The following is a 24,620-nucleotide window of genomic DNA, read 5'->3' as shown; positions in this document are numbered from 1 at the left end:
GACCTTGCCCCGGCCCTGCCGGCCGCGCTCACCGCCGACGAGCCGCAGACCGCCGTCCGCGACGGCGCGGTCCTCGGCGCCCGCCTGGCCCGCGTCCGCCCGCCCGCCGAGCGGGACGCCCCCGCCTGGAACCCGGACGGCACCGTCGTGATCACCGGCGGCACCGGCGGCCTGGGCGCCGTCCTCGCCCGCCACCTCGTCGCCGAACACGGCGTACGGCACCTGCTGCTGGCCGGCCGGAGAGGCCCCGACGCGCCCGGCGCCGCCGAACTGGCCGACGCCCTGCGCGCGTCGGGCGCCGAGGTCACCCTCCGGGCGTGCGACGCCGCCGACCCCGTCGCCGTCGCCGCGCTCTTCGCCGCGATCCCCGAGGACCACCCCGTCACCGCCGTGGTGCACACCGCGGGCGTCCTCGACGACGGGCTAGTGGAGTCCTTCACCACCGAACGCCTCACCGCCGTCCTGCGGCCCAAGGCCGACGCCGTCTGGCACCTGCACCGGGCCACGCGCGACCTCGACCTCGCCGCGTTCGTCGTCTTCTCCTCCTTCGCCGGCACCGCCGGCGCCCCCGGCCAGGCCGGCTACGCCGCCGCCAACGCCTTCCTCGACGCCCTCGCCGCGACCCGGCGCGCCACCGGACTGCCCGGACTCTCCCTCGGCTGGGGCCCCTGGGCACCCGGCACCGGCATGACCGGTGAACTCACCGAGCACGACCTGCGCCGCCTGTCCCGCTCCGGCACACCCCCGCTCGCCCCCGAGGACGGACTCGCCCTCTTCGACACCGCCCTCGCCCTGCCCCGCGCCACCGTCCTGCCCGTCCGGCTCGACCTGGCCGCGCTGCGCGGCGGGGGAGAGGTGCCGCCGCTGCTGCGCGGCCTGGTCCGCGCCCGCCGCCGCACCGTGCGCACCGGCTCCGCGGCCGCCCTCGGCCTCACCCAGCGGCTGTCCCGGCTCGACGCGGAGGCCCGCACCGAAACCGTCACCGACCTGGTGCGAGCCCAGGTGGCCGCCGTCCTCGGTCACGCCTCCGCCACCGACATCGACCCCGAACGCGCCTTCCAGGACCTCGGCTTCGACTCCCTGACCGCCGTCGAACTGCGCAACCGGCTCGCCGCCGTCACCGGCCTGCGGACCTCGGCCACCGTCGTCTTCGACTACCCCACGGTCTCCGCGCTCGCCGCCCACCTGCTCGAGGAGCTGACCGGCGACGCCGATGCGGACGCGTCCGCCGCCACCCCGGCGGCCACCGCGACCGCCGACGACCCGATCGTCATCGTCGGCATGAGCTGCCGCTACCCCGGCGGCGTCAGCTCCCCCGACGACCTGTGGCGGCTGGTCACCGAGGGCACCGACGCGGTCGGCGGGCTGCCCGCCAACCGCGGCTGGGACCTGGACGCCCTGTACCACCCGGACCCCGACCACCCCGGCACCTCGTACACCCGCCACGGCGGATTCCTGCACGACGCGGGCGACTTCGACCCCGGCTTCTTCGGCATGAGCCCCCGCGAGGCGCTGGCCACCGACTCCCAGCAGCGGCTGCTCCTGGAGGCGTCCTGGACCGCCGTGGAGCACGCCGGCATCGACCCGGTCTCCCTGCGCGGCAGCCGCACCGGCGTGTTCGCCGGCGTCATGTACAGCGACTACTCCGCCACCCTCGCCGACGAGCGCTTCGAGGGCCACCAGGGCAGCGGCACCGCGCCCAGCATCGCCTCCGGCCGGGTCTCCTACGCCCTCGGCCTGGAGGGCCCCGCGGTCACCGTCGACACCGCCTGCTCCTCCTCCCTGGTCGCCATGCACTGGGCGATGCAGGCCCTGCGCTCCGGTGAGTGCTCCCTCGCCCTGGCCGGCGGCGTCACCGTGATGTCCACGCCGACCTCACTGATCGAGTTCTCCCGCCAGCGCGGCCTGTCGCCCGACGGCCGCTGCAAGGCCTTCTCCGACGACGCCGACGGCGTCGGCTGGTCCGAGGGCGTCGGCGTCCTCGTCCTGGAGCGGCTGTCCGACGCCCGCCGCAACGGCCACCGCGTCCTGGGCGTGGTGCGCGGCTCCGCCGTCAACCAGGACGGCGCCTCCAACGGCCTGACCGCGCCCAACGGCCCCTCCCAGCAGCGCGTCATCCGCCAGGCCCTCGGCGCCGCCGGACTGACCCCGGCCGACGTCGACGCGGTCGAGGCGCACGGCACCGGCACCAGCCTCGGCGACCCCATCGAGGCACAGGCCCTGCTCGCCACCTACGGCCGGGACCGCGACCCCGAACGCCCCCTGCTGCTCGGCTCCGTGAAGTCGAACCTGGGCCACACCCAGGCCGCCGCCGGCGTCGCCGGCATCATCAAGATGGTCATGGCGATGCGCCACGGCGAACTGCCGCGCACCCTGCACGCCGACCGCCCCTCCAGCCACGTCGACTGGGAGTCCGGCGCGGTCGCGCTGCTGCAGGAGCACACCGCCTGGCCCGAGACGGGCCGCCCCCGCCGCGCCGCCGTCTCCTCCTTCGGCATCAGCGGCACCAACGCGCACGTCGTCCTGGAACAGCCGGCACCGCAGCCCGCGTCCCGCCCCGCGAGCACCGACGGTGCCGACGCCCCCGCCGTCCTGCCGTGGGTCCTGTCCGGCCGCACCCGGTCCGCGCTGCGCGCCCAGGCCGCCCGCCTCCTGGCGTACCTGGACGAACGCCCCGCCCTCGCCCCCGCCGACGTGACCCTCTCCCTGGCGACCACCCGGCCCGCGTTCGAGCAGCGTGCCGTCGCCGTCGGCGGCCCCGACGACGTACGGCGGGCCCTGGCCGCCCTCGCCGCGGACCGGCCCGACCCGGCCCTGGTCCTCGGCGAGACCGGCGGAGCCGGCCGCACCGCCCTGCTGTTCACCGGGCAGGGCAGCCAGCGACCCGGCACGGGCCGCGAACTGTACGTCCGGTACCCACGGTTCGCCGAGGCCCTCGACGAGGTCGTGGCGAAGCTCGACCCGCTGCTTGCCGACACGCCGGCCGCCTCCGCGCCCCGCTCCCTCAAGGACGTCCTGTTCGCCGAGGACGGCACCCCCGAGGCCGCCGCGCTCTACGAGACCGGCTGGACCCAGCCCGCCCTGTTCGCCCTCGAAACCGCGCTGTACCACCTGGTCCGCTCCTGGGGCGTGCGCCCCGGCGTGCTCCTCGGACACTCCATCGGCGGCATCACCGCCGCCCACGCCGCCGGAGTCCTGTCCCTGGACGACGCCTGTGCCCTGGTCGCCGCCCGGGGCCGCCTCATGGCCGCCCTGCCGACCGGGGGCGCCATGTACTCCGTGCAGGCCACCGAGGACGAGGTGCTGCCGCTGCTGGCCGGGCTGGAGGACCGGGTCGCCCTGGCCGCCGTCAACAGCCCCGGCTCCGTCGTCGTCGCCGGTGACGAGGACGCCGCCGAGCGCGTCGCCGCCCACTTCGCCGACCGGGGCCGCACCACCCGCCGGCTGCGGGTCAGCCACGCCTTCCACTCGCCGCGCATGGACGCCATGCTCGACGCCTACCGCCGGGTCGCCGAGAGCCTCACCTACCACGAGCCGGCCGTCCCGGTCGTCTCCGACCTCACCGGCCGCCTCGCCACCGGCGACGACCTGCGCACCGCCGACTACTGGGTCCGCCACGTCCGCGGCACCGTCCGCTTCGCCGACGCCGTGCGCGCCGTCCACGAGGCGGGTGCCGCCACCTATCTCGAACTCGGCCCCGGCGGTTCCCTGGCCGCCCTCGTCGAAGACACCCTCGGCGACGACGCCGGCAGCGACGCCGTCCCGCTGCTGCGCACCGACCGCCCGGAGAACGCCAGCGCCCTCGCCGCCCTCGCCCGCCTGCACGTGCGCGGGGTCCGCCTGGACTGGTCCGCCCTGCACACCGGCACCGGCGCCGCCATCGTCGAACTGCCCACCTACGCCTTCCAGCACGAGACGTACTGGCCCGACACCACCGCCCCCGGCGCCCGCCGCGCCGCCCCCGACCCCGCCGACGCCGCCCTGTGGACCGCCGTCGAACGCGGCGACGCCGCCGGACTCGCCGGACTGCTCGGCCTGCGCGACGAGGAACACGCCTCCCTGTACGCGCTGCTGCCCTCGCTGTCCTCCTGGCGGCGCGCCCGGCAGGAGAAGGCCGCCCTGGACGCCGCCCGCTACCAGGTCGCCTGGCGGCCCGTCACCACCACCGGCGCCCCCGTCCTGGACGGTACCTGGCTGGCCGTCACCACCACCGGCGACGAGGCCACCGAGGTCCTCGACGCGTTGCGCGGCCACGGCGCGCTGCTCCGGCGCCTCGACCTCGACGCCTCCCACCTCGACCGCGACCGGCTCGCCGACGCCCTGCGCGCCGCCGGGGCCCCCGACGCCACCGGAATCCTGAACCTGCTGCCCCTCGCCGACGGCCCCCGGCCCACCGACGGGACATCCGGGGACACCGCCACCGGCGGCCTCCCGCCCGGCTTCGCCCTCGGCGTCGTCCTCGCCCAGGCCTGTGGCGACACCGGTACCACCGCCCCGCTGTGGACCGTCACCCGCGGCGCAGTCTCCACCGGCACCGACGACCCCCCGACCCACCCCGGCCGCGCCGCCCACTGGGGCCTGGGCCGGGTCACCGCCCTGGAACGCCCCGAGCAGCCCTGCGGCCTCGTCGACCTGCCGGCCGTCCTCGACGCGCCCGCCGCGCAGCGCCTGGCGGGCGTGCTCGCCGCCCGCGACGGCGACGACCAGGTCGCCGTCCGCGCCTTTGGCGTACTCGCCCGCCGGATCGTCCGCCACCCCGGCGCCGACCTGCCCCGCGAGGACGCCTTCACCGCCTCCGGCACCGTCCTGATCACCGGCGGCACCGGTGGCCTCGGTGCCGAGACCGCCCGCCGGCTGGCCCGCGCCGGCGCAGCCCACCTGATCCTCACCGGCCGCCGCGGCCCCGACGCGCCGGGCGCCGCCGAACTCGTCGCCGAACTGGAGGAACTGGGGGCCCGCGTCACCCTCACCGCCTGCGACAGCGCCGACCGCGACGCCCTCGCCGCCGTCCTCGCCGGCATCCCCGAGGACACTCCGCTCACCGGTGTGGTGCACGCCGCCGGCGTCGGCCAGGCCACCGCCCTGTCCGGCACCCCGCTGGCCGACACCGCCGCCGTCATGGCCGCCAAGACCCTGGGCGCCGCCCACCTCGACGCCCTGCTCGACGGCCACGACCTGGACTTCTTCCTGCTGTACTCGTCCGTCGCGGGAGTGTGGGGCAGCGCCGGACAGAGCGCCTACGCCGCCGCCAACGCCTACCTCGACGCCCTCGCCGAACACCGGCGCGCCCGGGGCCTGGCCGCCACCGCCGTCGCCTGGGGCCCCTGGGCCGAGATCGGCATGGCACACGCGCACCACTCCGTCTCCGACACCCTCGAACGCAGCGGGCTGCGCCTGCTGGCTCCCGACACCGCCATGACGGAACTGCGCCGCGTCCTCGTCCAGAAGGACACCGCGGTCACCGTCGCCGACGTCGCCTGGGACCAGTACCACCCGGTCTTCACCGCCGTACGCGCCAGCCGCCTCTTCGACGAGATCGACACCGTGCGCGCCCTCGCCGCCCCGGCGGACACCACCGACACGGTGTCCGAACTGGCCGGCCGGCTGCGCGGACTGACCGGCGACGAGCAGGAGCGGCTGCTGCTGGACCTGGTGCGCTCCGAGGCCGCCGTCGTCCTCGGCCACACCTCCGCCGACGGCGTCCTGGCCAAGCGCGCCTTCCGCGACGCGGGATTCGACTCGCTGACCGCCGTGGAACTGCGCAAGCGCCTCGCCGCGCTCACCGGGCTCGCCCTGCCCACCACCCTGGTCTTCGACCATCCCAACCCGGCCGCCCTCGCCCGCCACCTCCGGGACGAACTCCTCGGCACCGGCGGCAGCGCAGCCGTCGCCACCGCCGGTCCGGGCGCCACCGACGAGCCCATCGCCATCATCGGCATGAGCTGCCGCTTCCCCGGTGGCGCCCGCTCCGCCGACGCGTTCTGGCGGCTCGTCGCCGACGGCACCGACACCATCTCCGACTTCCCCGCCAACCGCGGCTGGGACGCCGACGCACTCTACGACCCCGACCCCGACAACCCCGGCACCACCTACTCCACCCTCGGCGGCTTCCTGCACGACGCGGGCGAGTTCGACCCCGGCTTCTTCGGCATCTCGCCCCGCGAGGCCGTCACCATGGACCCGCAGCAGCGGCTGCTGCTCGAGACCACCTGGGAGGCGTTCGAGCACGCCGGGATCGACCCCGCCGCGGTGCACTCCACACCCACCGGCACCTTCATCGGCTCGACCTACCAGGACTACGGCGTCGCCATGGACGACGGTTCCGCCGGTCACGCGGTCACCGGCTCCAGCCCCAGCGTCCTGTCCGGCCGCCTCGCCTACACCTTCGGGCTGGAGGGCCCGGCGGTCACCGTCGACACCGCCTGCTCCTCCTCGCTGGTCGCGCTGCACCTGGCCTGCCAGTCGCTGCGCAACGGCGAGAGCAGCCTCGCCCTCGCGGGGGGCGCCACCGTCATGACCAACCCGATGTCGTTCATCGCGTTCAGCCGGCAGCGGGCGCTGGCCCGCGACGGACGCTGCAAGGCGTTCTCCGACGACGCCGACGGCATGACCCTCGCCGAGGGCATCGGCGTCCTCGTCCTGGAGCGGCTCTCCGACGCCCGCCGCAACGGCCACGAGGTCCTCGCCGTCGTCCGCGGCTCCGCCGTCAACCAGGACGGCGCCTCCAACGGTCTCACCGCACCCAACGGCCCCTCCCAGGTCCGCGTCATCCGCCAGGCCCTGAACACCGCCGGGCTCACCGCCGACGACGTCGACGCGGTCGAGGCGCACGGCACCGGCACCGCGCTCGGCGACCCCATCGAGGCACAGGCGCTGCTCGCCACCTACGGCCAGGGCCGTGACCCGCAGCGGCCGCTGCTGCTCGGCTCGGTGAAGTCCAACATCGGCCACACCCAGTCGGCCGCCGGCGTCGCCGGCATCATCAAGATGGTCATGGCGATGCGCCACGGCACCCTGCCGCGCACCCTGCACGCAGACCGGCCCTCCACCCACGTCGACTGGGCCGGCGGCGCCGTACGCCTCGTCACCGAGACCACCGGCTGGCACAAGGACGACGCCCCGCTGCGCTGCGCCGTCTCCTCCTTCGGCATCAGCGGCACCAACGCGCACGCCATCCTGGAACAGGCGCCCGCCGTCCCCGAACCCGCCACGGCCGCCGAGCCCGTGCTGCCGGCCGGCGGCACCCTGCCCTGGATCCTGTCCGCCGCCGCCCCCGCCGCGCTGCGCGGCCAGGCCCGCAACCTCGCCGCGCACGTCACCGCCGCCGAGCCGCACCCGTCCGACGTCGGCCACACCCTGGTCACCGCCCGCTCCGTGCTGGAGCACCGCGCGGTCGCCCTCGGTACCGACACCGGTGAACTCGCCGCGGCCCTGGCCGCGTTCGGCGAGGGTGAATCCACCGCCCAGGTCGTCCACGGCACCGCCGACACCAACGGCCGTACCGTCTTCGTCTTCCCCGGGCAGGGCTCCCAGTGGACCGGCATGGGTTCCGAACTCCTCGACACCTCACCGGTGTTCGCAGAACGGCTGCACGAGTGCGCCGCAGCGCTCGCACCGTTCACCGACTGGTCCCTGGTGGACGTGATCCGCGGCGCCGACGGCGCGCCCGACTTCGACCGCGTCGACGTCGTCCAGCCCGCCACCTGGGCCGTGATGGTCTCCCTGGCCGAGCTGTGGCGCGTCCACGGCGTCACCCCGGACGCCGTCGTCGGCCACTCCCAGGGCGAGATAGCCGCCGCCGTCGTCTCCGGCGCCCTGTCCCTGGAGGACGGCGCCCGCGTCGTCGCCCTGCGCAGCCGGGCCATCGGCCGGGTCCTGGCCGGCGCCGGCGGCATGATGTCCGTACAGCTGCCCGCCGCCGAGGCCGAGGAGTACCTGGCCGCCCACGGCGGCGCCGTGTCCGTCGCCGCCGTCAACGGACCCCGCTCCGTCGTCCTGGCCGGCACGCCCGACGCCCTCGACGCGCTGCACGCCGAGTTCACCTCCCGCGACGTACGCGCCCGCCGCGTCGCCGTGGACTACGCCTCCCACTCCCCGCAGGTCGAGCGCATCCGCGACGAACTCCTCGGCCTCCTCGCCCCGGTGACGCCCCGGCAGGCACGGGTGCCGTTCCACTCCACCGTCACCGGCGAGATCCTCGACACGGCCGCCACGGACGCCGCCTACTGGTACCGCAACCTGCGCCGGACCGTCCGCTTCGAGGACGCCGTACGCGCCCTCCTCGACGCCGGACACACGGTGTTCGTCGAGATCGGCCCGCACCCCGTGCTCACCATGGCGGTGCAGACCACCGCCGAGGAGACCGGCGACCAGGTCGCCGTCACCGGCACCCTGCGCCGAGAACAGGGCGGCACCGGCCGCTTCCTGGCCTCCCTCGCCGAGCAGTGGGTCCGCGGCGGCCGCGCCGACTGGGCCGCCGTCTACGCCGGATGCGGCGCCCGCAGGACACCCCTGCCCACCTACGCCTTCCAGCGCGAACACCTGTGGACCGAGGCCGCGCCGCCGCGCGCCGCGGGCGACGGCGACCCCGCCGACACCGAGTTCTGGACCGAGGTCGAGCAGGAGGACGTCGACTCCCTCGCCTCCCGCCTGCACCTGGACCGCGACGCACTCGCCCCCGTCCTGCCCGCCCTGTCGACCTGGCGGCGGCAGCGCCGCGACCGCTCCACCGTCGGCTCCTGGCGCTACCGCGCCACATGGAAGCCGCTCGGTGTCCTGCCCGACGCCGCCCTCACCGGGACCTGGCTGCTGGTCACCGCCGACGGCACCGACCCCGGACACACCGCCGCCGTACGGGAGGCGCTCACCGCGCACGGCGCCGACGCGGTGCCGCTGCACCTCGACGCCGCCGACACCGGCCGAGGGCACCTCGCCGCCCGCCTGCGCGAACTGCCCGAGGTCACCGGCGTGGTGTCGCTGCTGGCCGCCGCCGAGGACACCGGCACCCTCCACCCCGTCCTGCCCGCCGGGCTCGCGCTCAGCGTCACCCTGGTGCAGGCCCTCGGCGACGCCGGCGTCGACGCCCCCCTGTGGGCGCTGACCAGGGGCGCCGTCTCCACCGGTCGCGCCGACCGGCTCACCCGGCCCGCGCAGGCCATGGTGCACGGCCTCGGCTGGACCGCCGCCCTGGAACACCCGCAGCGCTGGGGCGGCACCGTCGACCTGCCCGAGACCCTCGACCACCGTGCGGCGCAAAGGCTCGCCGCCGTCCTCACCGGCACCACCGGCGAGGACCAGCTCGCCGTGCGTGCCTCCGGTGTACTGGCCCGCCGCGTCGCCCCGGCGCCCGCCCCGGCCGGCGGGACCGGCTGGACCCCGCGCGGCACCGTCCTGGTCACCGGCGGCACCGGCACCCTCGGCCCCCACCTGGCCCGCTGGCTCGCCGACCAGGGCGCCCGCGACCTGGTGCTCACCAGCCGCCGGGGCGACAGCGCCCCCGGAGCGGCCGACCTCCTCGCCGACCTCGCCGACCGGGGCTGCACCGCCACCGTCGCCGCCTGCGACGTCACCGACCGGGACGCCGTCGCCGCGCTCCTCGACCGGCTCGCCGCCGAGGGCCGCACCGTCCGCAGCGTCTTCCACACCGCCGCCGTCATCGAACTCCAGTCGATCGACGAGACCGGCCTCGACGCCTTCGCCAAGGTCGTGCACGCCAAGACCGCCGGCGCCGCCCACCTCGACGAACTCCTCGACGACGACCAGCTCGACGCCTTCGTCCTGTATTCCTCGACCGCCGGCCTGTGGGGCAGCGGCCGGCACGCCGCGTACGTCGCCGCCAACGCCCACCTCAACGCGCTCGCCGAGCACCGCCGTGCCCGCGGTGCCCGCGCCACCGCCATCTCGTGGGGCATCTGGGCCGACGACATGAAGCTCGGCCGCGTCGACCCCAGCCAGATCCGCCGCAGCGGACTGGTCTTCATGGACCCCGAGCTGGCCCTCGCCGGACTGCGGCAGGCCCTCGACGCCGACGAGGGCGTCCTCGCCGTCGCCGACGTCGACTGGGACCGCTACCACCCGGTGTTCACCTCCTCGCGGCCCACCGACCTGTTCGAGGACGTCCCCGACGTACGGCGCCTGACCGAGGAAGTGGCCGCCCGCGCCGCCGACGGCGGCGAGTTCGCCGGCCGGCTGCGCGCGCTGCCCGCCGGCGAACAGGACCGCCTCCTGCTCGACCTGGTCCGCTCCGAGGCCGCCACCGTCCTCGGCCACGCCTCCCCGGACGTGCTGTCCGAACGCCGCGCCTTCCGAGACGTCGGATTCGACTCGCTCACCGCCGTCGACCTGCGCAACCGGCTCGCCACCGTCACCGGCCTCACCCTCCCGAGCACCCTCGTCTTCGACTACCCGGACCCGCTCACCCTCGTCGCACACCTGCGCGGCCTCATCGGCGGCCCGGGTACCCAGGACAGCGGACCGGTGCGCACCGCCGCCGCCGCCGACGACGAGCCCATCGCCGTCGTCGCCATGAGCTGCCGCTACCCCGGTGGCATCACCAGCCCCGAGGCCCTGTGGGACCTCGTCGCGGCCGGCGGCGACGCCATCACCGGTTTCCCCGCCGACCGCGGCTGGGACGCCGACGCCCTCTACGACCCCGACCCCGACCGGCCCGGCACCACCTACTCCACCCAGGGCGGCTTCCTCCACGACGTCGCCGACTTCGACGCCGGCTTCTTCGGGATCTCCCCGCGCGAGGCCCTCGCCATGGACCCGCAGCAGCGGCTCCTGCTGGAGACCGGCTGGGAGGTCCTGGAACGCGCCGGCATCGACCCCGCCACCCTCCGCGGCAGCCTCACCGGCACCTTCATCGGCGCCAGCTACCAGGACTACACGGCGGGCGGTGCCTCCTCGGAGGGCGCCGAGGGCCACCTCATCACCGGCACCATCTCCAGCGTGATGTCCGGCCGCCTCGCCTACACCTTCGGCCTGGAGGGCCCGGCCGTCACCCTGGACACCGCCTGCTCCTCGTCGCTGGTCGCGCTGCACCTGGCCTGCCAGTCGCTGCGCAACGGCGAGAGCACCCTCGCCCTCGCCGGCGGCGTCAGCGTCATGGCCACCCCCAGCGCCTTCACCGGCTTCAGCCGCCAGCGCGCCATGGCCCCCGACGGCCGCTGCAAGGCGTACGCCGAGGGCGCCGACGGCATGAGCCTGGCCGAGGGTGTCGGCCTCGTCCTGGTCGAACGGCTCTCCGACGCCCGCCGCAACGGGCACCCCGTCCTCGCCGTGATCCGCGGCTCCGCCGTCAACCAGGACGGCGCCTCCAACGGCCTCACCGCCCCCAACGGCCCCTCCCAGGCCCGGGTGATCCGCCAGGCCCTCACCAACGCGGGCCTCACCCCGGCCGACGTCGACGTGGTCGAGGGACACGGCACCGGCACCGCGCTCGGCGACCCCATCGAGGCACAGGCGCTGCTCGCCACCTACGGCCAGGACCGCCCCGCCGAACGGCCGCTGCTGCTCGGCTCGGTGAAGTCCAACATCGGCCACACCCAGATGGCCTCCGGCATCGCCGGTGTCATGAAGATGGTCATGGCGATGCGCCACGGCACCGTCCCGCGCACCCTGCACGTGGACACCCCGTCCCACCACGTCGACTGGGACTCCGGCGCCATCGACCTGGTCACCGACACCGTGCCCTGGCCCGGGACCGGACGCCCCCGCCGAGCAGCGGTCTCCTCCTTCGGCCTCAGCGGCACCAACGTCCACACCGTCGTCGAGCAGGCCCCCGAAGCCTCCGGCGCCCCCGGAACCGAGGAGCCGCAGTCCGCGCCCGCCGCGGACCCCGGCACGCTGCCGGCCGGAGTGCCCCTGGTCCTGTCCGCCCGCACCGCCCCCGCCCTGCGCGCCCAGGCCATCCGCCTCCTCGAGCACACCGAGACCCACCCGGAGCTGCCACTGCTCGACGTGGCCCACTCCCTGGTCACCACCCGCGGCACCCTGGAACACCGGGCCGCCGTCCTGGCGGACGACCGCGACGGGGTCCTGCGCGCCCTGACCGCCCTGCGCGACGGCACACCCGACGGCACCCTCGTCACCGGCGCCCCCTCCCGGGGCCGCCTCGCCTTCCTGTTCACCGGCCAGGGCAGCCAGCGCGCCGCCATGGGCCGCGAACTGTACGGCCGCCACCCGGCCTTCGCGGACGCCCTGGACGCCGTCCTCACCCGCTTCGACCAGCATCTCGAACGCCCTCTCAGGGACGTGCTGTTCGCCGACGAGGGCACCGAGAGCGCCGCCCTCCTGTACGACACGGCCTACACCCAGCCCGCCCTGTTCGCTCTCGAAGTGGCCCTGTACCGGCTCGTCGAGTCCTGGGGCACCGTCCCCGACAGCGTCGCCGGCCACTCCATCGGCGAACTCGCCGCCGCCCACGTCGCCGGCGTCCTCTCCCTGGACGACGCCTGCACCCTCGTCGCCGCCCGGGGCCGCCTCATGGCCGCCCTGCCGACCGGGGGCGCCATGGTCGCCGTCCAGGCCGCCGAGGACGAGGTGCTGCCGCTGCTGGACGGCCTGGAGGACCAGGTCTGTCTGGCCGCCGTCAACGGCCCCCGCTCCGTCGTCCTGTCCGGCGACGAGGACGCCGTCACCCGGATCGCCGCCCGGCTCGCCGAGGACGGCCGCAGGACCCGGGCCCTGCGCGTCAGCCACGCCTTCCACTCGCCGCGCATGGACGCCATGCTCGACGACTTCGCGCGTGTCGCCCGCGACCTCACCTACCACCTGCCGTCCATCCCGCTGGTGTCCACCGTCACCGGCGGGCCCGCCGCCACCGACGCGCTGCGCACCCCCGACTACTGGGTCCAGCAGGTCCGCGCCACCGTCCGTTTCGCCGACGCGGTGCGCACCCTCGCACGGCAGGGCCACACCTCCTTCCTGGAACTCGGCCCCGACGGCACCCTGTCCGCCGCCGCCCGCGACACCCTCGACGCCGCCGAGGACACCGACACGCCGGCGCACGCCGAGGCGACCACGGTGCCCGTGCTGCGCCGCGACCGCGACGAGATCACCGCCCTCACCGCCGCCCTGGCCCGCCTCCACGTCCGCGGCATCCGTGTGGACTGGTCCGGCGTCCTGCACGGCACCGGCGCCCGCCGTGTCGACCTGCCCACCTACGCCTTCCAGCACAGCCGCTACTGGCCCGACACCACCTACGGGCCCGCCCCGACGACCCCGGCCGGTCCGGCCGACGGCGCGGACGCCGCGTTCTGGTCCGCCGTCGAGCGCGCCGACCTGCCCGCTCTCGGCGCCGACCTCGGCCTCGACGACGACACCCTCGCCGCCCTCGTGCCCGCCCTGTCCGCGTGGCGGCGGCGCCGCACCGAGCGGGCCGCCGCCGACGCCCGCCGCCACCGCGCCGTGTGGAAGCCGCTGGAGGGTGCCCCCACCGCGCGTCCCACCGGCACCTGGCTCGTCCTGCTCCCGGCCACCGGCGCGGACACCGACCCGCACGCCGGCGCGGCCGACCTGCCGGACCGCCTCGACCTGCACGCCGTACGCGTGACCACCGACGGCGGGGACCGCACGGGCCTCGCCGGCCTCCTGCGGGAACTCCCGGCGCCCGACGGTGGCTTCACCGGCGTTCTGTCCCTGCTCGCCCTCACCACCGACGACTCCGACGCCGACGACCCCGCCGGCCTCGGCGGTGTGCTGCCCACGGCCACCGCCGTGCAGGCCCTCGGGGACGCGGGGATCCACGCCCCGCTGTGGGTCCTCACCCGCCAGGCCGTCACCACCGGCCGTGCCGACCGCCTCGCCCACCCCGGGCAGGCCGCCGCGCGGGGCCTCGTCCGGGTCGCCGCGCTGGAACACCCCGAACGCCGCTTCGGCGTCGTCGACCTCCCCGAACACCTCGACACCCAGGCTGTGCGCCGCCTGGCCCACCTCCTGGCCGAACCCGGCGACGAGACCGACCTCGCCGTCCGCGCCTCGGCCACCTACGCCCGCCGTCTGGCCCACCACCGGGCGCCCGACGGCACCGCCCCCCGACGGTTCGCCCCCGGGGGCACCGCACTGATCACCGGCGGCACCGGCGCCCTCGGCGCCCACGTCGCCCGCCGTCTCGCCGAACGCGGCACCCCGCACCTGCTGCTGGTCGGCCGCCGCGGCCCCGACGCGCCCGGTGCCGACGAACTCGCGGCCGAGCTGCGGGAGCTGGGCGCCGAGGTGACCGTGGCCGCCTGCGACACCGCCGACCGCGACGCCCTCGCCGCCGTCCTCGCCGCCGTACCCGCCGAACACCCCCTCACCGCGGTGATCCACACCGCCGGCGTGCTCGACGACGGCGTCCTCGACACGCTCACCCCCGAACGGTTCGACACCGTCCTGCGGGCCAAGGCACACTCCGCCGCCCACCTGCACGAACTGACCCGAGAGAGCGGCCTCACCGACTTCGTGCTGTTCTCCTCCACCGCCGGCAGCCTCGGCGCCGCCGGCCAAGGCAACTACGCGGCCGCCAACGCCTACCTGGACGCCCTCGCCGAACACCGCCGCGCCACCGGCCTGCCGGCCACCTCCGTCGCCTGGGGCCCCTGGGCCGGCACTGGCATGGCCGGCGACGGCACCGGAGTGGAGGACCGGGTCCGCCGCGGCGGCTTCACCCCGATGAGCGCCGGGGACGCGCTCGCCGCCCTCGACACCGCCGTCGGCCACGGCGACACCGCGCTCACCGTCGCCGACATCGACTGGGAGCGGTACGCGACGGTCTTCGCCGTCAACCGCCCGCTCGTGCGCGACCTCCCCGAACTGCGCGCCACCGCCGACTCCGCGACCGCTACCGCCACCGGACCGGCACTCGGCCGGCAGATCGCCGCGCTCACCGGGCCCGCCCGGCAGCGGTACGTCCTGGACTTCGTGCGCGCCCAGGTCGCCGGCGTCCTCGGCCACCCCGACCCGGCCGCCGTCGAACCCGACCAGGCCTTCACCGACCTCGGCTTCGACTCGCTGACCACCGTCGAACTGCGCAACACCCTCAACGCCACCACCGGCCTGAAGCTGCCCGCCACCCTCGTCTACGACCACCCCACCACCCGCGACCTGGCGGCCCACCTCCTCACCGAACTGCTCGGCAGCCTGCCGGAGCCGGCCGACGGCCGGGCCGCCGTGGACACCACCGGCCGCCCGGTGGACGACCCCGTCGTCATCGTCGGCATGGGCTGCCGCTTCCCCGGTGGCGTCGACTCACCCGACGACCTGTGGGACCTGCTGTACGACGGCCGTGACGCGATCACCGGCTTCCCCGCCGACCGCGGCTGGGACCTCGACGCCCTCGCCCGCGGCGGCTCCGCCACCCTGGAGGGCGGATTCCTCGACGGCGCCGGCCTCTTCGACGCCGCCTTCTTCGGCGTCTCCCCGCGCGAGGCCCTCGCCATGGACCCGCAGCAGCGGCTGCTGCTGGAGACCTCGTGGGAGGCCCTGGAGCGCGCCGGCATCGACCCGGCGGGCCTGCGCGGCAGCGCCACCGGCGTCTTCGTCGGCACCAACGGCCAGGACTACGCCACCATGCTCCGCCGCGGCACCACCGACGTGCAGGGCCACGCCGCCACCGGCACCACCGCCAGCGTCATGTCCGGCCGGCTGTCCTACACCCTCGGCCTGGAGGGCCCCGCCGTCACCGTCGACACCGCCTGCTCCTCGGCGCTCGTCGCCCTGCACATGGCCGCCACGGCACTGCGCAGCGGCGAGTGCTCCCTGGTCCTCGCCGGCGGCGTCTCGGTGATGTCCAGCCCCGACGCCTTCGTCGAATTCACCGCCCAGGGCGGTCTCGCCGGGGACGGCCGCTGCAAGGCGTTCGCCGACGCCGCCGACGGCACCGCCTGGTCCGAGGGCGCCGGCGTCCTGGTCCTGGAACGCCTCTCCGACGCCCGCCGCAACGGGCACCCCGTGCTCGCGGTGGTCCGCGGCGCGGCGGTCAACCAGGACGGCGCCTCCAACGGTCTGACCGCACCCAACGGCCGCGCCCAGCAGCGCGTCATCCGCGCCGCCCTCGCCGACGCCCGCCTCGCCCCGGCCGACGTGGACATGGTGGAGGCGCACGGCACCGGCACCACCCTCGGCGATCCCATCGAGGCGCACGCCCTCATCACCGCCTACGGCACCGAGCGCGACCCGGAGCACCCGCTGCTGCTCGGCACGGTCAAGTCGAACCTGGGCCACACCCAGGCCGCCGCAGGTGTCGCAGGCGTCATCAAGACCGTGCTCTCCCTGCGTCACGGTGAACTGCCCCGGACCCTTCACATCGACGCTCCGTCGACCCACGTCGACTGGTCCGACGGCGTGGTCGCCCTGCTCCGCGAGCGCCGCGCCTGGCCGGAGACCGGCCGGCCCCGCCGCGCCGGTGTCTCCGCCTTCGGCGTCAGCGGCACCAACGCCCATGTCCTGCTGGAACAGGCCCCGGTGGACGCCCGGCCCCTCGGGGAGGCGGACACCGACGGTGCGGTACCCGTGGTGCCCGCCGAGGTGCCCTGGCTCGTGTCCGCCCGCACCACCGAGGCCCTCACAAACCAGGCCGAGCGGCTCGTGTCGTTCACCGCCGCCCACCCGGCCGTCCCGGCCATCGACACCGCCTACACCCTGGCCGTCGGCCGCACCGCGTTCGAGCACCGGACGGTGCTGCTCGCGGGTGCGGGCCTCGAAGGCGGTGCACCCGTCGAGGTGGCGCGTGGTCGTGCGGTGGAGCGGTCGCCGGCGGTGCTGTTCTCGGGTCAGGGTTCGCAGCGGGTGGGGATGGGGCGTGAGCTGTATGCCCGGTTCCCGGTGTTCGCGGAGGCGCTGGACGCCGTACTGGCTTGGTTGGACGCGGAGTTGGAGCGTCCGTTGCGGGAGGTGTTGTTCGCGCAGGAGGGCACGTCCGAGGCGGTTTTGCTGGAGACGACCGGGTTCACGCAGCCGGCGTTGTTCGCTCTCGAGGTGGCGCTGTTCCGGTTGGTCGAAAGCTGGGGTGTGCGGCCGGAGTTCGTGGCCGGTCATTCCGTGGGGGAGATCTCGGCCGCGCATGTGGCGGGTGTGCTGTCGCTGGAGGACGCGTGCACGCTGGTGGCGGCGCGTGCCCGGCTGATGCAGGGCCTTCCGGCCGGTGGCGCGATGGTGGCCGTTCAGGCCACCGAGGAGGAGATCGTCCCGCGCCTGACGGACGGGATCGCCCTGGCGGCGGTCAACGGCCCGGACGCCGTGGTCGTCTCCGGCGACGAGTCCGAGGTTCTCGCCCTTGCAGGTGAGTTCGCTGCGAAGGGCCGTAAGACGCAGCGCCTGTCGGTGAGCCACGCTTTCCATTCGCCGCTGATGGAGCCGATGCTGGCGGAGTTCCGCGAGGTCGCCGAGAAACTGACGTACGCGGAGCCGGCGATTCCCGTGGTCTCCAATGTGACCGGTGGGGTCGCCGACGCCGGGCTGCTGTGTTCGGCGGACTACTGGGTGGGGCATGTCCGCGGCACCGTGCGTTTCGCCGACGGTGTGCGCGCGCTGGCCGAGGCCGGTGCGAACGCGTTTTTGGAGCTGGGTCCGGACGGTGTCCTGACCGGGATGGCCGCGCGGGTGCTGGACGGGGCCGTCGACACGGTGTCCGTGCCGGTGCTGCGCAGGGACCGGTCCGAGGAGACCGCGCTGCTCACCGCGCTGGCCCGGCTCCACGTCGCCGGCGTGGACATCGACTGGGACGCCTGGTTCCACGGGACCGGCGCGCGTCGTACCGAGCTGCCCACGTACGCCTTCCAGCGCGAGCACTACTGGCCCGAACCGGCCTCCGCGCCCGGCGCGGGAGCCGGGCAGGACCCGGTGGACGCCGCCTTCTGGGACGCCGTGGAACGGGAGGACCTTCAGGCGCTGTCCGCCACGCTCGACCTGGACGACACGGTCCTGTCGGACGTGCTGCCCGCACTCTCCTCGTGGCGCCGTGGGCTCAACGAGCGGTCGCTGGTGGACGGATGGCGTTACCGGGTGAGCTGGCGTCCGCTGACCGCCACCACCGCCGGATCCTCGGCTCCCGAAGGCACCTGGCTCGTGCTGATCCCCACCGTTCTCGACGGCGACCCGTGGGCCGAGGCCGTCGCCGGCGCCCTCGGCACGGACGCGGTGCGCGTGGTCTGCACTCCGGACGACACCGCTCTCGCCGGACGCCTGACGGAGGCAGCCGACGGCACCGAGTACGCCGGTGTGGTCTCCCTGTTCGCCGCCGTGGCGAACCGCGGTGACCGTGCTCTGCCGCCCGGCGCCACCTGGCCGGACACCCTGCTGGACACCCTGGACGAAGCCGGAATCACCGGTCGCCTGTGGGCGGTCACCCGTGGCGCGGTCTCCGTGGGCCGTTCCGACGCCGGAGCGGACCCCGTGCAGGCGGCGGTGTGGGGCCTCGGCCGGGTCACCGCCCTGGAACGGCCCGACCGGTGGGGCGGTCTCGTCGACGTCGACCACGTGGCCGACGCCCGCACCGCCGAGCGCCTGCGCGCCGTCCTGACCGCGACCGGGCCGGACGCCGAGGACCAGGTCGCGCTGCGCGCCTCCGGCGCCTACGGCCGGCGACTGGTCCGGGCAGCGGCACACCGCCCGGACGCCCCGTGGCGGCCCACCGGCACCGTGCTGGTCACCGGCGGCCCCGAGGGCTTCGCCGGTCACGTCGCCCGCTGGCTGGCCGAAAACGGCGCCACCGGCGTGCTGCTGGCCGTCCGCGGTGAAGCAGACGTCGACGCGCTCGATGCGCTGCGTGCCGAACTCGCCGAATCGGAGACCGGGTTCACGTCGGTCGTGCACGACCCCGCCGACGCCTCCGCGCTCACCGCGGCGGTGAACGCCCTGCCCGACGGTCGTCCGCTCACCGCCGTGATCCACACCGGCGACGACGGCGTCCCCGCCGAAGGCGCCGGTGCCCCCGGCGCGGACGCCCTCCTCGCCGCCGTACGCCGAGACCTCGACGCACTGGACACGGCCACCGGGGACCGGAGCCTGGACGCCTTCGTCGTGTTCGGCTCCATCTCCGGGGTCTGGGGCGTCAGCGGTCAGGGAGCCGGCGCCGCAGCGGGCGCCTACCTGGACGCCGTCACCCAGGAACGCCGGACACACGGCGGCAACGCGGTCACCGTCTCCTGGGGTGCCTGGGCCGGCGCCGGCCCGGACGGGCTCGCCGCCCACCTGCGCGCCAACGGCCTGCCCGCGATGGACCCGCACCGGGCCCTGACCGTGCTCGGCGCGGTCGTCGGCGACACCGTCGCCGATCCGTCGGCACCGGCCTCGGTGACCGTCGCCGATGTGCTGTGGGACCGCTTCGCACCCGCCTTCACCCGCACCCGGCCCGGCCGCCTGTTCACCGAACTGCCCGAGGCGCGGCGCGCGCTGGACGCGGTCGGCGGCGGCGACCGCGCGGACGCGGGCACCGCCGACACGCTGCGCACCCGGCTGCGGCAGTTGGACGAGCATGACCGGCTTCCGTACGCGCTGGACCTGGTCCGTACCGAGGTCGCCTCGGTGCTCGGCCACGCGGGCGCCGACGCCGTACCCGCCGAACAGGCCTTCAAGGACCTCGGTTTCGACTCGCTGACCGCCGTCGACCTGCGCAACCAGCTCGCCACGGCGACCGGGCTCACTCTGCCCGCGACCCTGGTCTTCGACTACCCGACGCCCACCGCGCTCGCCGCGCACCTGCTGACAGGGCTCCTCGGCGTGGACACCGGCCCGGCGGCCCCGGCCGAGCACGGGACGGACGCCGGAAAGGCCGACGACCCGATCGTCGTCGTCGGCATGAGCTGCCGCTACCCGGGCGGAGTGCGTTCGCCCGAGGACCTGTGGCAGCTGACCCTCGCCGGGACCGACGCCATCGGGGGCTTCCCCACCGACCGCGGCTGGGACCTGGACCGCCTTCTGGACGGGGACCGCGACGGCCGGGGCCGCAGCGTCACCCGCCACGGCGGATTCCTGTACGACGTCGCCGACTTCGACCCCGACTTCTTCGGCATCTCCCCGCGCGAGGCCCTCGTCATCGACCCGCAGCAGCGGATCGTGCTGGAGGCCGCCTGGGAGGCCCTGGAACGGGCCGGCATCGACCCGGCCGGGCTGCGCGGCGGTGACACCGGCGTCTTCGTCGGCGGCGGCAGCGGCGACTACCGCCCCGCCATCGGCCAGGTCGGCCACGTCGAGACCGCCCAGTCGGCGAGCCTGCTCTCCGGCCGCCTGTCCTACACCCTCGGCCTGGAAGGCCCCTCGGTCAGCGTCGACACGGCCTGCTCGTCGTCGCTGGTCGCGCTGCACCTCGCGGCGCAGGCCCTGCGCAACGGCGAGTGCTCCATCGCCCTCGCGGGCGGTGTCACCGTGATGTCGACCCCGGTCGGCTTCGTCGAGTTCGGCGAGATGGGCGCCCTGTCCCCGGACGGCCGCTGCAAGGCCTTCTCCGACGACGCCGACGGCACCGCGTGGGCCGAGGGCGTGGGGATGCTCGTCGTCGAGCGGCTCTCCGACGCCCGCCGCAACGGCCACCAGGTCCTGGCCGTGCTGCGCGGCTCCGCCGTCAACCAGGACGGTGCCTCCAACGGTCTCACCGCCCCCAACGGCCCCTCCCAGCAGCGCGTCATCCGCAAGGCGCTGGCCGCCGCGGGCCTCACCGCCCGCGACGTCGACGCCGTCGAGGCGCACGGCACCGGCACCGCGCTCGGCGACCCGATCGAGGCGCAGGCACTGCTCGCCACCTACGGTCAGGGACGCGATCCCGAACATCCGCTGCTGCTCGGCTCGGTGAAGTCCAACCTCGGCCACACCCAGGCAGCCTCCGGTGTCGCCGGCGTCATCAAGATGGTGCTGGCGATGCGGCACGGCACCCTGCCGAAGACCCTGCACGTCGACACACCGTCCTCGCACGTCGCCTGGAAGCCGGACGCCGTACGGCTGCTGGCCGAGGAAACCGCCTGGCCCGAGACCGGGCGTCCGCGCCGCGCGGGCGTGTCCTCCTTCGGCGCCAGCGGCACCAACGCCCACGTCGTCCTGGAGCAGCCCACGGCCGACGCCGAAGCCGACGGCGCCGCGCCCCTCCCGCCCGTCCGGGAGACGCGGGGGACCACCGGGCCGCTGCCCGTGGCCCTGTCCGCTGTCACCCGGGACGCCCTGGCCGACCAGGCGGACCGCCTGCGCGCCCGGCTCACCGCCGACGCGGGCCCAAAGGCCCCGCACACCGTCGTGTCCGTCGCCGACCTGGCGCTGTCCCTCGGCACCACCCGCTCGGCGTTCGAGCACCGTGCCGTGCTCGTCGCCGCCGACCGGGCCGAACTGCTCGACGCGCTCACCGCGCTCGCCGAGGACCGGACCGTCCCGAACGTCCTGCGGGGCCGCGCCGCGCCCGGCGGCAGGACCGCGTTCCTCTTCCCCGGCCAGGGCTCCCAGCGGCCCGGCGCCGGCCGCGAACTGTACGCGCGGTACCCGGTGTTCGCCGAGGCCCTGGACGCCGTGGCGGCCTGCCTCGACCCGCAGCTCGACCGGCCGCTGCGCGAGGTGATGTTCGCGGAGGAGGGCACGCCCGAGGCGGCCCTGCTGGACACCACCGGCTACACCCAGCCCGCGCTGTTCGCCCTCGGTGTCGCCCTGTACCGGCTGGTCGAGTCCTGGGGTGTCCGCCCGGACCTGCTGGCCGGGCACTCCGTCGGCGAGATCGCCGCCGGCCACGTCGCCGGAGTGTTCACCCTGGAGGACGCCTGCACGGTCGTCGCCGCCCGGGCCCGCCTGATGCAGGCCCTCCCGGCCGGCGGCGCCATGATCGCCGTACGGGCGAGCGAGGAGGAGATCACCGACCGGCTCGGCGACCGGGTCTCCCTCGCCGCCGTCAACGGCCCCGACGCGGTCGTGATCTCCGGCGACGAGGACGCGGTCACCGCGCTCGCCGAGGAGTTCACCGCACTCGGCCGGAAGACTAGGCGTTTGCGGGTGAGCCATGCGTTTCACTCCCTGCACATGGACGCCATGCTTCAGGACTTCGGACGGGTCACCCGGAGCGTGTCGTACACCGCGCCGAAGCTGCCCCTGGTGTCGAACATCACCGGGGAGGCGGCCACTCCGGAGCAGGTGTGCGACCCCGGGTACTGGGTCGAACACGTCCGCAGGGCAGTCCGGTTCGGCGACGGCGTACGCGCCCTCGCCGCCCGCGGCGCCACCCGCTGCCTGGAGCTCGGACCCGACGGCGTGCTGTGCTCCCTGGCGCAGGACACCTTCGACTCCCTCGCCGACGACAACCGCCCGGCACCGGCCGCCGTACCGGCGCTGCGCACCGGACGAGGCGAGGAGCGTTCCCTGATCGGCGCGGTGGCCCGGCTGCACGCCGCCGGTCAGCCCCTCGACTGGGCCGCGCTGCTCGACGGCACCGGGGCCCACCGCGTCGACCTGCCGACGTACGCCTTCCGGCGCCGCCGCTTCTGGCCCGACGCGGCCCCCGCCACCCCGGACACCGCAACCGGCGGCGGTGACGGCGACGCCGCGTTCTGGGCGGCCGTCCAGGGCGAGGACTTCGACATCCTCGCCGGCGACCTGGGCGTCGACGGGGAGTCCCTGTCCCGGGTGCTGCCCGCCCTGCGGGACTGGCGCCGCAAGCGCGGCGACCAGGCCACCGTGGACGGCTGGCGCCAGCGCATCGCCTGGCGGCCCCTGAACCGGGCCACCGCCGGCACCCCGGCGGGCACCTGGCTCGCCGTGGTGCCCGCCGAGCACGCCGACGATCCATGGACCGCCGAGGTCCTGCGCCTGCTCGGCCCCGGCAGCGTCCGACTGGACGTGTCCGGTGGCGCCGACCGCGCGGACCTCGCCGCCCGGCTGCGGGAACAGCACACGGCCGACGTCCCGTTCACCGCGGTGGTGTCGCTGCTCGCCCTCGCCGAGGGCTACGACCCGCAGGCCCCCGGCACCCCGCGCGGCGCCACCCTCACCACCGCACTGCTCCAAGCTCTCGGGGACGCCCGTGTCGACGCCCCGCTGTGGTGCCTCACCCGTGGCGCCGTCGCCGTCTCGCCCGGCGAGAGCGTGCCCGCGCCGCTCCAGGCCGCCGTGCACGGCCTGGGCCGGGTCGCGGCCCTGGAGCACCCGCACCGCTGGGGCGGCACCGTCGACCTGCCCGAGACCCTCGACGAGCGGTCCGCGGAGCGGCTCGCCGCCGTCCTCGCCGACCCCGAGGGCGAGGACCAGCTCGCCGTCCGGCCCGCCGCGGTCTTCGGCCGCCGGCTCGCCGCCGTGCAGCCCGGCACCCCCCGCGACTGGCAGCCCACCGGCACCGTCCTGATCACCGGCGGCACCGGTGCCCTCGGCGCCCACGTCGCCCGCCGACTGGCCGGTGCCGGGGCCCGCCACCTGGTGCTCCTCAGCCGCAGTGGTCCCGACGCGCCCGGCGCCGGCAAGCTCCGCGCCGAGCTCGCCGAACTCGGCGCCGAGGCCACCTTCGCCGCCTGCGACACCGCCGACCGGGACGCCCTGACCGCCGTCCTCGCGGACATCCCCGACCACGCGCCCCTCACCGGAGTCGTGCACACCGCGGGCGTCCTCGAGGACGGCGTGCTCGACAGCCTCACCCCCGAGCGGTTCGAGGCGGTCTTCCACGCAAAGGTCACCGGCGCGCTCCTCCTGGACGAGCTGACCCGGGACCACGACCTGGACGTCTTCGCCCTGTTCTCCTCCGCGTCCGCCGCGGTCGGCAACCCCGGCCAGGGCAACTACGCGGCGGCCAACGCGGTCCTCGACGCCCTCGCCGAACGCCGCCGCGCCGACGGCCTGCCCGCCACCTCCGTCGCCTACGGCGCCTGGGGCGGCGACGGCATGGCCGGTGACGGCCGCGCCGCCGCCCTCGCCCAGCGCACCGGCATCCGGCCGCTCGACCCGGACCTCGCGGTGCTGGCGCTGCGCCGGACCGTCACCGGCAGCGGCCCGGTCGCGGTCGTCGCCGACGTCGACCCCGAACGGTTCGTGCGGGCCTTCACCACCGTGCGGCCCAGCGCCCTGCTGACGGAGATGCCCGCGTACGCCGCCCTCACGGCCGCCGCGACCGCCACCGGACGCGACGCCGAACGGGCCGCGCCCGAACTGCGCGACCGGCTGGCCAGGCTGCCCGGCAACCGGCGTCTGCAGACCGTGCTCACCCTGGTACGGGAACGCGCCGCCGACGTCCTCGGCCACACCGGAACCGACCTGGTCGGCCCCGACCGGGCCTTCCGCGACCTCGGCTTCGACTCACTCGGCGCCGTCGAGCTGCGCAACCAGCTCAAAGCCGCCACCGGACTCACCCTGTCCGCCACCCTCGTCTTCGACCACCCCACCCCCACCGCCCTCGCCGAGCACGTCCTCGGCGAGCTGCTGCCCGGCGACACGCCGGACGGCGGGGCCGCCGACGAGAACGCGCTGCGCGCCGTCCTCGCCTCGGTGTCCCTCGCCCAGCTGCGCGAGCTCGGCGTCCTGGAACCGCTCCTGAAGCTCGCCGGGCGGACCCCGGCAGCGGCCGGGGCGCAGGCGGAGGGCACCGGCGCCGAGGACGTGTCCGACGCGTCCATCGACGCCATGGAGGTCGACGACCTGGTGCAGGCGGCACTCAACGGCAACCTTGACGACCAGCGGGACTGACGGAG

General features: G+C 75.9%; 1 protein-coding gene (cut by a window edge). It reads left to right on the top strand.

Features of this window, described 5'->3' with window-relative positions:
• Positions 1-24,615, top strand: the 3' portion of a protein-coding gene (locus tag ACWZEH_RS00970; RefSeq protein WP_456195043.1) for a type I polyketide synthase. It extends 4,110 nt beyond the left edge of the window; 24,615 of the gene's 28,725 nt are visible here — the last part of the coding sequence; its start codon lies off the left edge, out of view; the stop codon is at positions 24,613-24,615.
• The last annotated feature ends 5 nt before the right edge of the window (positions 24,616-24,620 follow it).

Source organism: Streptomyces yamdrokensis, assembly GCF_053890455.1.
The sequence above is the reverse complement of the archived record's forward strand: the minus strand, read 5'-3'. Positions and strand labels throughout refer to the sequence as shown.